Origin of the sequence: Niveispirillum sp. BGYR6 (assembly GCF_027568365.1) — a bacterium.
Taxonomy (GTDB): Bacteria; Pseudomonadota; Alphaproteobacteria; order Azospirillales; family Azospirillaceae; genus Niveispirillum.
Map to the genome: position 1 here is coordinate 218,441 of NZ_JANLNL010000010.1, position 13,756 is coordinate 232,196.

Sequence of the window (13,756 nt, forward strand, 5' to 3'; positions counted from 1 at the left end):
ACAGCGTTGTCAGGTTATGCCTGCGACAAAACCACCCTGTCAATGCTGATTCCGGGGCAAAATCATCGGTCCTTGGCGGCTTTCGCGTTGCAAAATATGCTGCAACGCGAAAGGGTGCAGCAAAGTTGCATCGGTCCAATTTATTGCCAATCGCTGGAAGGTATATATTAACCTATTGATAATAAATGATCACATGCGTGAGTCGGCGCATGATGTTGTAGGAATTATGAAAATTGAAACCGTAAAAATAGACAGCGCTGTCATTTTCCGTTGACGACAGCCGCTCTCTGTCGCCTGAATAGGGCTGCGCGGCTTGGGTGAGCTGCGACCAAACACCAACAGCAATAAATCCCTGGGAGGGAGAGATGCCTTTCAAAAACAGGCTCGGGCTCTACCTGCATTCCGTCGCCGCTGTCGCGCTGCTGGCCAGTCCGGCCGCCATGGGCCAGGCCGCCCCGGCGGCGGCCGATAGCGCGCAGCAGATGGACGAGATCATTGTTACCGGTTTCCGGGCGTCGCTGGCCAGCGCGCTGCAGACGAAACGAAGCGCCAATGAAATCATCGAATCCATCACCGCAGAGGATATGGGCAAGTTCCCCGACCAGAATATCGCGGAAAGCCTGCAGCGCCTGTCGGGCGTGCAGATCGATCGTGACAATGGCCAGGGCACCAAGGTCCGTATCCGTGGTCTGGACCAGAATGTCACCCTGCTGAATGACGAAATTTTCCTGACCGGCCTGGAGGTTTTCACCCTGGGCGAAGGCCAGAACCGCAATACCGACAGCCTGGAAGGCGTGCCATCGGAACTGCTGGGCGGGGTGGATGTCTATAAATCCCCCAATGCCAAGCTGCTGGAAGGTGGCCTGGGCGGTATCATCAACCTGAAGACCCGTAATCCGCTGGCACTGGATGAGGGCATCACGGCGGCCGGCAACGTCCGCATGGCCAAGTCCGGTGGTGCCGACGGCGGATGGAAGCCGCTGGGGGCGGTGGCCGTCGGCTACAATTGGGGCGACAAGGCCGCCCTGATCGGCACCTTCTCCTATGACAAGCAGAATACCCAGACCGACGTGCTGGGCGGGCAGAATCGCGGCAACTGGCGTTTTGCCGAACGCGGCGACAAGGCCACCGTCAAGACCAACTATTACGCCCCGGAATATCGCTACGCCACGGATCGTGACCAGACGCGGGAGCGTATTGGCGGATCGCTGAGCGGTGCCATCGTGCTCAATGACAGCTTGGAACTGTCGGGCGACTGGTTCCATTCGGAATCTGATATTCTGACCTCCGAGGCGTCGCTGAAATTCCCCTTCACGGTGGAAAGCCCCGGCCTGGATACGACCAAGCCCTATACGATTGACAGTAATGGCGTGCTGATCAACGGCACCCTGATTGCCAATTCCGCGGAAGCCATTTCCTATGTGCAGAATTCCAGTGTCGATGCCGATAATTTCGGCCTGAAGCTGAAATATGATGGCGGCGGGAACTTCCGTGGCTCCCTGCGCGGGGCCTATGCCACGGCGGAGCTGCACAGCGACAGCGCCAATAATGATGTGCGCTATACCAAGTACAATGTGCCGACGGCCGACCCGACCAGCCCCACCGGTTACAGCCATCAGGCGGCCAACCCGGCGGCACCGGCCAATTACCTGTTCACCTATAATAATGGCAACGGCAAGCTGCCCAGCTTCGCCCTGGCCAGCACGCCGGATCTTTATACCAACCCGGCCTATGGCTATTTCAAATCGCACTGGGTGTTTGGCGATCGTGCCGATCTGGAGAATTACTCGCTGCGGGCCGATGGCGAATATGATCCGGAATTCATTGCTGCCGGCAATGTTCATCTCTCCGCGGGCTACCGCTTCGCCTCACGCGATGTGGATTATGTCCGGGGTCGCTATCTCGCCGATTATTCCGGCAAGGGCGAGCTGGATGGCACCAAGTTCGGGCAGAAATGGACGCCCTATGGCTATTTCCAAGATGGTGCCATCGGCTTCAAATCCTGCGAACTGCCCAAGGGGACGCCGGGGATTCCGGCCAAGTGCGATAACCGCTTCGGCAATTCGCCGCCGCTGATCACGCCGTTCCAGACCTTTACCGGCGCCAGTGGCCGGCTGGAGACGATCAATAATTTCTTCTCGTCGGGCAATGTGGCGGGGGGCAAGATCCTGGTGCAGGATCGCAGCCAGATGAAGGATGGTCAGGCCTGGATCCAGGGGCTTTACCCCTCCACGCCGTTCGCCTTCTATGCCGAGCCGCTGGAGAGTTTCCGGGTGAAGGAGGAAACCCATTCCGGCTATCTGATGGCGGATATCGGTGATGCCGGGGACGGCTATCACATCAATGTCGGCGCCCGGCTGATCCACACCAAGCTGACCGTTTATCAGAACCGTGCCACCGATCCCGACCCGGTTTATCTGGGCACGGATAGCTGGAACGGGGTGCTGCGTGACAGTGAAACCATCGCCAATGAACGTTCCTACACCGATGTTCTGCCCAGCCTGAACATGGTGTTCGATCTGGATGAGGGACAGAAGGTGCGCTTCGCGGCGGGACGTGTGGTGGCCCGCCAGAACCTGTTTGATCTGGGGCGCGGTTTCCGCGTGGACTTCACCCGTAACCCGACCACCAACCTGTTCGAGGCCACCAACGGTTCTTCCGGCAACCCCGATCTCGATCCGTTCCGGGCGTCGCAGTTCGACCTGGGCTATGAATATTATTTCGGTCGCCAGGGTCTGGTGTCGCTGATCGGCTTCTGGAAGGAAGTGGACAGCTTTATTGCCAACGAAACCAAGCCGGAATTCGTCATGGATCAGGCCGGTGGGCGCAACACGCCCATCACCCGCCCGATCAATGGTGAGGGCGGACGGGTTCGGGGTTTTGAGCTGGGTGCTCAATATGCCTTCGATTGGGGCGTTGGCTTCAATGTCAACTATACCTATTCGGACAGCAAATCGCCGATCTTCAATGATTTTGACAAGGGGTTGCCGATCCCCGGCGTGGCCAAGCATGCCTTCAACGCTCAGGTCTATTACGAATATGAGGGGCTGGAAGCGCGGCTTTCCTATACCTGGCGGACCAAATCCTTTGCGGGCAATTTCGGTTTCGGCGATGGGGCGGTCAACCGCACGCTGGGCATCTGGAACCGCGCCTATGGCCAGTTGGATGCCCAGCTCGGCTATCAGGTCACCGAGCAGATCGGGGTGACGCTGGAAGGCATCAACCTGACCAAGGAGGATCAGAGCCAGTATCTGCAATATAAGAACCTGCCCTTCTCCTATGGATCGGGTTCCCGCCGGGTGATGGCGGGGGTACGGTTCAAGCTGTAAACGACAAACGCCAAGTGCGGGCGCCGGGGAAACCCGGCGCCCTTTTTGGTTTTGGCAAGGGGGCGACGCATGATGGTGGCGTCGTTGGCGCGTTGATTTGTCTGGCCGGCCCGCGCGCGGCCTGAGCCGCTAAACAATAAAAGAAAACCCCCGGTATCTGGGTGATGCCGGGGGTGATCAAGGAACGCGATTTTACGCCTTGCCAGGTTCGGCCGGCGTCTCAACGGCGGGCGGCTCGCCATCCGTCATCGTCTTGCGCAGCCGGTGTTCGCCCAGATAGAGCAGGATCGGGGCGGCGATGAAGATGGAAGAGGAGGTGGCCAGCAGCACGCCGAACAGCAGCGCCCAGGCAAATTCCCGCAGTGCCTCCCCGCCGAACAGGGCCAGCGGCAGGATCGACAGGAACAGGGCGATATTGGTGTTGATCGTACGGCTCATCGTTTCATTGATGGACCGGTCGATCAGCTCCCGCAGCGGCATCTTGCGATACAGCCGCAGGTTCTCACGCACGCGGTCATAGACCACGACCTTGTCATTGATGGAGAAGCCCATGATGGCCAGCATGGCGGCAATGGCCGTCAGGTTGAACTGCATCCCCGTCAGGGCGTAGAAGCCGATGGTCTTGGTCACGTCCAGCATCATGGTCACCACAGCACCGATGCCGAACTGCCATTCGAAGCGGATGGTGATGTAGAACAGCATGGCCAGGGCGGCCAGCCCCAGGGCCAGCATCCCGTCATGGAACAGTTCACCGGAGACAGAGGCGCCCACGGCTTCGACGCGGCGCACCTCGGTACCCGGTACATGCTGATTCAGCGCGTCCGTCACCGCCTTGATGGCGGCCTGCTGGTTGGCTTCGGCCCCTTCCTGGCGCTCCAGACGCAGGATGACATCGCGGTCGGTGCCGAAGGATTGCAGGGCCACCGGCCCGACATTCACACCCTCCATCACCTCCCGCAGCTTGGCGAAGTCCGCCGGCTGTTCGGTGCGGATTTCCATCACGATACCGCCGGCAAAATCGATGCCGTAATTCAGGCCGGGCTTGAAGAACATGAAGACAGACAGGGTGGACAGCACCACCGACATGGCCAGACCGACATGGCGGCCCTTCATGAAGGAGATGTTCAGCCCGACCGTCTTCAGCTTGATGGGGCCAAAAACCGGGATGTTCTTGGGCCGGCGGCGCTTGTACCAGATTGCCGTCAGCAGACGCGCCACCAGGGTGGCGGTGAACATGGAGGTGATGATGCCCAGCGAGGTGGTAACGGCAAAGCCCTTCACCGCACCGGTGCCCACGATATAGAGCAGCACCATCTTGATCAGCGTGGTGAGGTTACTGTCGGTGATGGTGGCAAAGGCCTTGGTATAGCCTGCTTCCAGCGCTGACAGCGGCGTCTTGCCCTTGCGCAGTTCTTCCTTGATACGCTCATTGATCAGAATGTTGGCATCCACCGACATGCCAAGCGTCAGCACGATACCGGCAATGCCGGGCAAGGTCAGTGTCGCCTGCAGCATGGCCAAGCAGGCCAACGTCAGGAACAGGTTAAAGATCAAGGCGATATTGGCAAAAATGCCGAACATGCCATAGGTCAGCCACATATAAGCGACCACCAGCACCACACCGACGATGCAGGAGATCAGGCCGGCCTTGATGCTGTCCGCCCCCAGCTCAGGCCCGATGGAGCGTTCTTCCACCACGGTCAGCGGGGCGGGCAGGGCACCGGCGCGCAGCAGCACTGCCAGCTCGGTGGCCGACTGGGCGTTGAAATTGCCGCTGATCTGGCCACGGCCGCCGACGATCGGCTCCCGGATCACCGGGGCGGAGATCACCTTGCCATCCAGCACGATGGCGAACGGCTTGTTCACATTGTTGCGGGTGGTATCGGCGAAGCGGCGGGCGCCCACCTGATCAAAGGTGAAGGAAACCACCCACTGACCGGTCTTCGGGTCGGGGGAGGGCTGGGCGTCGGTCAAGGTGGAGCCATCCACCTCCACCTTCTTGCGCACCAGCATCCGGCCCTCACCGGCCGCACGGTCGCTGTTGGGCAGCCAGTCATAGCCCGGCGGGGCGGCGGAACCCGGCGCCAGCGACCCATCACCCACCAGATGGAAGGTCATCTTGGCGGTCTGGCCCAGCAGGCGTTTGATGCGGCCCGGGTCGGTGACGCCCGGCAGCTGCACCAGCACGCGGGCGGCACCCTGGCGGGCCACGATGGGCTCGTTCACGCCCGTCTCGTCGATACGGCGACGGACAATTTCCAGGGACTGTTCCACCGCCTTGCTGACCCGCTTGGCCAGGGCCTGCGGGCCAAAGGCGAGGCGGACGCGGCCGGTTTCCTGGGTGATGGTGAAATCACCCTGTTCGCCCGGCAGGGTGCCGATGGTCATCGGCTTCAACAGGTCGGCGGCACGGGCGGCATCATTGGCATCAACCAGCCGCACCAGAATGCCATCGCCATCCACCGCCACGCCGCCGATCCGCAGATCGCCGGCGCGCAGCAGGCCGCGTGCCTCATCGGTGGCACCTTCCAGCCGCTCGCGCTTCACCGCCTCGGCATCGACCTCCAGCAGCAGATAGGAACCGCCCTGCAGGTCAAGCCCCAGATTGAAATGCCGCATGGGCAGCCAGGAAGGAATGTTCGCCGGCCCGATCAGGCTGGGAACGGAAAGCAGAACGCCCAGAAGGCAGATCCCGAGGATCAATGCCGTTCGGAGCTTGGAGAAATTCAACATCGGCTGTTATCCCGACAAAGGGGGGATTGCCGCGATACCGCACAGGGGGCCGAACCGATGGTCCGGTCCCTGCGGTGATCGCTTGGGGGAATGATCAGGGAATTCAGGTGTTGGCCGGTGGCGCGCGCGGGTGGCTGCCCCCGGCCAGCCGGCGGCGATGCGCCTGACTTTCCGGCATCTGGGCGCGCCGCGCCGTTCCGCTGATGGTCAGCAGGCCCCAGCCGTCGGGCACCAGACCGGCAGCATGGCCGTCGGCCTGGGTCAGCGCCTTGCCATCCAGCCGGCTCAGCGCCTGCAGAATGGTGGGCTGCGCCGGGGCGGTGAGGATGGCGGCACAGCCGGCACGATCCCCATGGTGACAGACATTGCCGGCATTCTCCGCCGGCTGGCGTGCCGCCGCCGCCCCGCCCATGGCGCCCGCCAGCAGCAGCAATGCCGCCGCCAGCCAATATCGCCAATGGGAAAGGGGAGCCCGCACTGCCATCATCCTGCCATGAAACCAGCGTGCAGCATTACGCCCTGTATCGGCGCGTGGCAAGGCGGATACCGGGGTACAGCCCACGATGCCGACCGTTGGCGTCCTGCATCAGCTGCATGGGTGCCGTTATTTTACCGATCTTGCTGATAATAAGCAGGCTTATAATATGTAAGCCATGACAAGCCAACCCATACCCCTCTCCCTGGGCTCCCTGTTGGGGGAGACGACGCGCTTGATGTGGCGCCGTTTCGACCAACATGCCCGTGCCGCCGGCTCCACCCGGGCGCAATGGTTCGCCATGTTCAAGATCTCCCAAGGGGAGGGCCTGAAACAGGCGGAACTGGCCGAGTTGCTGGAGATCGAGCCGATCACCCTGACCCGCACCATCGACCGCATGGTGGAAGGCGGCTGGGTGGAACGCCGGGCGGACCCAGGGGACCGGCGTGCCCGGCTGCTGTTCCTCACCGACAAGGCGCGCGACGCGGTGGCGGAAATGCGCCTCATCGCCAACGCGATCTATGACGAGGCGTTGGCCGGTTTCAGCCCGGTGGAACGGGAGATGTTGTTGGCACTGCTGATGCGGGTTCGCGGCAATCTATCCAATACAGTGCCGGTCTCCCCGGCTGAGGAAGGCAAGAAATGAGTGATGACAGCACCAAGGCCCCCCGTATGGGCCGTGCGCGCCGCCTGGGTCTGATGCTCTCCCTGCCGCTGCTGCTGGGGGCGGGGGGGCTCTATGTCTGGGCCACGGGCGGGCGCTATATCGGCACCGACAATGCCTATGTGCAGCAGGATATGATTTCCGTCGCGGCGGAAGTCTCCGGCCGCATTGCCGAGGTGAAGGTGGCAGAGAACGCGCATGTGAAGCGTGGCGATCTGCTGTTCCGCATTGATCCGGAGCCCTATCGCATCGCGCTGGCCCAGGCCGATGCCAGCATTGCCGCCGCCCGCCTGCAGGTGGAACAGATGCGCGCCGCCTATTCCCAGGAAAAGGCGACCTTGCAGGAGGCGGAACAGACGCTGGATTATCGCCGGCGGGAATTTGACCGCCAGTCCAAGCTGGCCACCAGCGGCTATGCCGCCCAGTCCCGGCTGGATGAGGTGCGCAATGATCTGCGGATGGCCGAACAGGGGGTCGCCAAGACCCGGCAGGGTGTGGCCGCGGCCCTGGCCGCACTGGGCGGTGACCCGGCAATCGAAACGGACAAGCACCCCTCGGTGATGCTGGCCCTGGCCGCGCGGGAACGGGCCGCCCTGGATCTGGCCCGCACCAGCATCACGGCCCCGGCCGATGGGGTGGTCAGCCAGACTGACCGGCTGCATGTCGGCCAGTTCATGCCGTTGGGCCTGTCCGCCCTCAGCCTGGTGGAAACCGGCCGCACCTATATTGAGGCCAATTACAAGGAAACCGACCTCACCCACATGATCCCCGGCCAGACGGCAACGGTGCGGCTGGATGCCTATCCCGACCGCCCGCTGACGGCGCGGGTGGAAAGTATCGGGGCGGGGACGGGTTCGGAATTCTCCCTGATCCCGGCGCAGAACGCGACCGGCAACTGGGTGAAGGTGGTGCAGCGCGTGCCGGTGCGGCTGGTGCTGGACAAGGCGACGGATATGCCCCTGCGCGCCGGCCTGTCGGTGAATGTGGAGGTCGATACCGGTTACAGCCGTGGCCTGCCCGGCTTGGCAACAGCCCAGGCGGCTGGAAAGTAAACCCTTGGCGGATCGGTCATCATTTCCTTTCCGTAATGAAATGGAGAAGCCATCATGTCGGCTTCGAAACAATCGGTTGAGGTGAAGCATCGCGGGCTGATCACCCTGTCGATCATGCTCGCCACCGTCATGCAGGTGCTGGATACCACCATCGCCAATGTCGCCTTGCCCTCCATGCAGGGCAGCTTGGGCGCGGCACAGGACAGCATCACCTGGGTGCTGACCTCCTATATCGTCGCAGCCGCCATCATGACGCCGGTAACCGGCTGGCTGGCGGACCGGATGGGGTTGAAGACCCTGTTCATCATTTCCGTCGGTGGCTTCGTCCTGTTCTCCATGCTGTGCGGCATTGCCACCAGCCTGGAGGAGATGGTGGTTTTCCGCCTGTTACAGGGCGTGTTCGGTGCCCCCTTGGTGCCCCTGTCCCAGACGGTGCTGTTGAACATCAACCCCAAGGAACGCCATGGTCAGGCCATGGCCATGTGGGGGGCGGGCATCATGGTCGGCCCCATCATCGGGCCGACGCTGGGCGGCTACCTGACGGAGATGCTGGACTGGCGGTGGGTTTTCTACATCAACCTGCCGATCGGTATTGTGGCCTTCATCGGGATGCTGATCTGGCTGCCCCGTTCGACCACCCGGCCGCGCGGTTTCGATTTCCTTGGTTTCGCCCTGCTCAGCCTCGCCGTGGGCGGTTTGCAGATGATGCTGGACCGTGGCGAACAGTTGGACTGGTTCGCTTCCACGGAAATCTGGCTGGAAACGGCCGTGGCGCTCTGCGCCCTCTGGGCCTTCATCATTCATATCCTGACGGCAGAAAAACCCTTTATCGAACCGCGCATCCTGCGGGATCGCAATCTGGCGGTCGGGCTGGTGCTGATTTTCGTGGTGGGCGTAATCGTGCTGGCGGCCATGGCATTGCTGCCGCCCCTGCTGCAACGGCTGATGGGTTATCCCACCATCACCACCGGTCTGGTCATCGCGCCGCGCGGGGTGGGGGTGATGGTCAGCATGATCGCCGTCGGCCGTCTGGTCCAGCGTGTTGATGCCCGGCTGATGATCCTGGCCGGGTTGGGGCTGACCGCCTGGTCGCTGCATCTGATGACGGAATATACCATTGTCATGGGCATGGGGCCGATCATCACCAGTGGCATCATTCAGGGGCTGGGTCTGGGTTTGATCTTCGTTCCGCTGTCCACCCTGGCCTTTGCCACCTTGGCCCCGCAGGATCGCACGGATGCCGCCAGCCTGTTCAGCCTGCTGCGCAATCTGGGCAGCAGTGTCGGGGTTTCGGCTGTTACCAGCCTGCTGGCCCAAAATACCCAGATCAACCATGCCGAACTGGGCGCCTTCATCAACCCGTTCCGCGTACAGCTTGATTCCTACCTGGCCCTGCTCGGGTCAATCTCGCCCGCAAAGGGGCTGGCCATGGTCGATGCCATGGTCAACCAGCAGGCGGCGATGATTGCCTATCTCAATGATTTCAAGCTGATGATGCTGGTGACGCTGGGCATTGCCCCCCTATTGCTGCTGCTTCGCAAACCCGCCCCCCGTGCACTGGGCGGGGATGATCATCCGGCGGTGATGGAGTAATCATCCTGCCGGTGACGGGTGTGTTTGGGCAATAACCGGCAAGGATTGCATGTCTGGCATCCCCTGCCTTGCCCTGTCCGCTGCTTGCGGGCGGGGCATCTGCGCCTTATTGCCAAGGGCAGCCCGCCGCCATCCGGGCGGCGGCACCGGTATCAAGAGGATTCCACGACCGTGAGCATCGTCCGTCTTCAGCCCGGCCGCCGCATGAGCGAAGCAGCCATCCATAACGGCACCGTCTATCTGGCCGGTCAGGTCGCCGCCGACAATAGTGCCGACATCAAGGGCCAGACCGCCCAGGTGCTGGCGCAGATCGATGCGCTGCTGGCCGCCGCCGGCAGCTCCAAGTCGCGCATCCTCTCCACCACCATCTACCTGTCCAGCATCGGCAATTTCGCCGCCATGAACGAGGTGTGGGACGCCTGGGTGGACCAGTCCAACCCGCCGGCCCGCGCCACGGTGGAGGCCCGCCTGGCCGCCCCCGGCTATCTGGTGGAAATCGTCTGCGTCGCGGCCCAGGGCTGATCCCGGCTCCCGGCTGCGCGGGGGTGAGCAATCACCCCCCACTTTCGGCCCCGCCCCTCTCGCCGCACTGGCGGTGGCGGGGCCGACGCGCTATGTGATGCGCCATATCATGGCGGCCCGGCCCGCCACCCCCAAAAGCCCCGGATTGGTGAGCAACCATGCCTGATGATCTTTCGCCCCAGAGCTTCAGCCTGTTCCCGCTTGGCGAGGACAAGACCCCCTATCGCAAGCTGACCGCCGATTATGTCTCGGTCAGCGAGTTTGAGGGCGAAAGCATCCTCAAGGTGGAGCCGGAGGGGATGCGCCTGCTGGCCGAGCAGGCCTTCATCGACATCAACCACCTGCTGCGTCCCGGCCATCTGGCTCAATTGGCCAAGATCCTGGATGACAAGGAGGCCTCGGCCAACGACCGTTTCGTGGCGCTCGACCTGCTGAAGAACGCCTCCATCGCCGCCGGTGGCGTGCTGCCCATGTGCCAGGATACCGGCACCGCCATTGTCATGGGCAAAAAGGGCCGCCGCGTCTGGACCAAGGGGGCCGACGATCTGGCGCTGGCCGATGGCATCCGCGACGCCTATCTGAAGCGCAATCTGCGCTACAGCCAGGTGGCCCCGCTCTCCATGTATGAGGAGAAGAACACCCGCACCAACCTGCCCGGCCAGATCGAGATCTATGCCGAGGGGGAGGATGCCTATAAGTTCTTCTTCATGGCCAAGGGCGGCGGTTCCGCCAACAAGACCTTCCTGTTCCAGGCCACGCCGTCCGTGCTGGCGCCCGACCGGCTGATCCCCTTCATTGAAGAGAAGATGGCCTCGCTGGGCACCTCGGCCTGCCCGCCCTACCATCTGTCGGTGGTGATCGGTGGTCTCTCGGCGGAACTGAACCTGAAGACGGTGAAGCTGGCCTCCGCCCGCTATTATGATGGGCTGCCGACGCAAGGTTCGGAAAGCGGCCATGCCTATCGTGATCTGGAGATGGAACAGGCTTTGTTCGCCGCTTCCCAGAAGCTGGGCATCGGCGCGCAGTTCGGCGGCAAATATTTTTGCCATGATGTCCGGGTGATCCGCCTGCCGCGCCATGGTGCCTCGCTGCCGATCGGTATTGGCGTCTCCTGCTCGGCCGACCGTCAGGCCTTGGGCAAGATCACCAAGGACGGTATCTATCTGGAACAGTTGGAAACCGATCCCGCCCGCTTCCTGCCGGAAGTGGATGCCTCCTCCCTCTCCGACGAGGTGGTGAAGATCGATCTGACCAAGCCGATGGCGGAGATCAGGGCGACACTGACCCAGTACCCGATCCGCACCCGCGTTTCGCTGACTGGCCCGCTGATCGTGGCGCGTGACAGTGCCCATGCCAAGCTGCGCGCCGCCCTGGATGCGGGCCAGCCGCTGCCGGATTATTTCAAGAACCACCCGATCTATTATGCCGGTCCGGCCAAGACGCCGGAGGGTTACGCCTCGGGCTCCTTCGGCCCGACGACGGCTGGCCGCATGGACAGTTTCGTCGATCAGTTCCAGGCAGCGGGCGGTTCTTTTGTCATGCTGGCCAAGGGCAACCGCTCGCCGGCGGTGAAAAATGCCTGCCAGAAACATGGCGGTTTCTATCTGGGCTCCATCGGTGGTGCGGCCGCCCGTCTGGCCCAGGATTGCATCAAGAAGGTCGAATGTATCGCCTTCCCCGAACTGGGGATGGAAGCCATCTGGCGCATCGAGGTGGAGGATTTCCCCGCCTTCATCATCACCGATGACAAGGGCAATGATTTCTTCGAAGCGACGAAGTAAGTTCGCTGGGGTGCATTTACCCTACCGTTTGGATTAAATTGGAATTAGGATGGCCGAATGATTCGCGCCATCCTTTTTCTTTTTTTCCTGTTTTTGGTATCGCCCCCCTCCATCGCTGCCGATTCAGGGAAACCTACCTGTTTTGATGCAGTTGTTGTTGCCAAGCTGCTCACTCAAGACCCAAATCCGTTGCCACCAAAGGACGCCCACGATCCCCTGGCTAACTGGAGCTGGCCCTGGCGTTTAAATTTTGCAATCGAAAAGAAACTCCTGGGGGAGATGCCCGAGCCATTCTTCACCGTTGTGCACGAAATGCACACTTGGCTAAATTCAGACATCCAGTACATCCTGTTTTGGCTGAAGCGTCAGCCAGAAGGTCATTACACTGCCATCCATATCGAATTATATATCGTGCCGGATATTGATGGGGAGTTTATTGCCCCTGTGGGCGCAGAGTCAGCCAAATTTATCGACCGTTTGGCGACGCAGTTCCCCGGAAACTACGCAGCTAAGCTTTCCACAAGGAAGTACCGCGCTGATCAGGCTTGGTGGTTGCACCAAACTCTTGAAGAGCCATCAGTCCCGCTTTTGCCGACGGCGACGGCCGGTGCCCTGCGGACAGAGGCGGCCGCTTCCCTTGCTGATCTCGCGACATTCACTGCTCCTCACCTCTGCCATGAGTGAGCGTGTTTCACTTTTGTGGCAGTTGGCGTAAATTTGTGTTGCGCGACCGCCCGACCAGCGCTATAAAGACTACCCCGCGAACGACTGGTCTCGTTGAGGTGTTGTTCGGCGGTTGGTTCTTTGAAGGCTTCGGCCTTCGGACAAGTGGAATGATCTATCGTGCTGTTGGGCATTATGTCTGCTGGACTTGGTTCTGGTGGGCGTTTTGCTTGATGGTCCGTTGACCGGATTGGTTCTGTGCTTTTTGTAGCGCTTCGGCGCTGCGGAGAAAAAAGTTCAGGACGGTGAAAAAAAACGGTTGACGGGTTGGTTGGAGGTGTTTAGAAAGCGCTCCACCAACGACGGCGGCGCCGCTGCCGACGATGGATTTGCAGTCTCTGGCGGATGCGCTGGTTGACTGCGCGGCATGAACCTCCTGCTTTTGTGGGTGCCGGTGTCGACTGGTTTTCCGGTCGGGATGAAGGGTTTTCGGCTTTTAGCCGGGTTCTTGGACAAGTAAATCGATTGAGAGAAGGGATGCGCAGGCGGCGTGTCCGGGGAATGAGCGGAAGTCAGGCTCGTTTTTCGGGTGTCGTTGAATGTGCATCTTGCAAGCAAGCATGCTCTGAACGCTGTCCATTGGTGACAGTGGATGGCCGGATGAATGCTTAGGTAAGGTGTTGTTTAGTACGATACCCGTCTTTGAGATTGGTTGGTCGCTTCGGTGGCTAGCTGGTCGCATAAAACCTGAGAGTTTGATCCTGGCTCAGAACGAACGCTGGCGGCAGGCCTAACACATGCAAGTCGAACGCACCGCAAGGTGAGTGGCGCACGGGTGAGTAACACGTGGGAATGTATCCTTTGGTTCGGAATAACGTTTGGAAACGAACGCTAATACCGGATGAGCCCTACGGGGGAAAGATTTATCGCCAAAGGAGCAGCCC

The 13,756-nt window shown here is 61.3% G+C and carries 9 protein-coding genes and 1 rRNA gene; 8 read left to right on the top strand and 2 right to left on the bottom strand.

The window, feature by feature from the left end; translation table 11 throughout:
- Positions 1-365: 365 nt before the first annotated feature.
- A complete protein-coding gene (locus tag PCJ49_RS19405) occupies positions 366-3,329 on the top strand; it encodes a TonB-dependent receptor (RefSeq protein WP_269912391.1) in 2,964 nt (987 codons plus the stop codon).
- Positions 3,330-3,521: 192 nt separating this feature from the next.
- Here PCJ49_RS19405 and secD read toward each other — a convergent pair whose 3' ends face one another.
- Positions 3,522-6,062, bottom strand: coding sequence for a protein translocase subunit SecD (secD, locus tag PCJ49_RS19410; RefSeq protein WP_269912392.1), 2,541 nt, complete (start codon positions 6,060-6,062; stop codon positions 3,522-3,524).
- Positions 6,063-6,165: 103 nt separating this feature from the next.
- The gene (locus PCJ49_RS19415; protein ID WP_269912393.1) at positions 6,166-6,540 is read right to left on the bottom strand and encodes a hypothetical protein; all 375 of its coding nucleotides are present in this window, start codon (positions 6,538-6,540) and stop codon (positions 6,166-6,168) included.
- Between the two features lie 175 nt (positions 6,541-6,715).
- On the opposite strand from PCJ49_RS19415, the gene PCJ49_RS19420 reads away from it, so the two are divergent.
- From PCJ49_RS19420 to PCJ49_RS19450, 7 genes are all read left to right on the top strand, one after another.
- Positions 6,716-7,183: a MarR family transcriptional regulator gene (locus PCJ49_RS19420; RefSeq protein ID WP_269912394.1), complete on the top strand. Its 468-nt coding sequence runs from the start codon at positions 6,716-6,718 to the stop codon at positions 7,181-7,183.
- A complete protein-coding gene (locus PCJ49_RS19425) occupies positions 7,180-8,253 on the top strand; it encodes an HlyD family secretion protein (protein WP_269912395.1) in 1,074 nt (357 codons plus the stop codon). Before PCJ49_RS19420 ends, PCJ49_RS19425 begins: the two co-directional genes overlap by 4 nt.
- Before the next feature lie 54 nt (positions 8,254-8,307).
- On the top strand, positions 8,308-9,846 hold the full coding sequence (locus PCJ49_RS19430) for a DHA2 family efflux MFS transporter permease subunit (protein ID WP_269912396.1): 1,539 nt from the start codon (positions 8,308-8,310) through the stop codon (positions 9,844-9,846).
- A 171-nt stretch (positions 9,847-10,017) separates the two neighbouring features.
- Positions 10,018-10,368 (top strand): RidA family protein, encoded by a 351-nt coding sequence (locus tag PCJ49_RS19435; RefSeq protein WP_089289584.1) that lies wholly within the window; start codon positions 10,018-10,020, stop codon positions 10,366-10,368.
- 158 nt (positions 10,369-10,526) lie between these two features.
- A complete protein-coding gene (locus tag PCJ49_RS19440; protein ID WP_089289585.1) occupies positions 10,527-12,149 on the top strand; it encodes a fumarate hydratase in 1,623 nt (540 codons plus the stop codon).
- Positions 12,150-12,206: 57 nt separating this feature from the next.
- A complete protein-coding gene (locus PCJ49_RS19445; protein WP_269912397.1) occupies positions 12,207-12,833 on the top strand; it encodes a hypothetical protein in 627 nt (208 codons plus the stop codon).
- Between the two features lie 722 nt (positions 12,834-13,555).
- A 16S ribosomal RNA gene (locus PCJ49_RS19450) occupies positions 13,556-13,756 on the top strand; the annotation flags it as partial.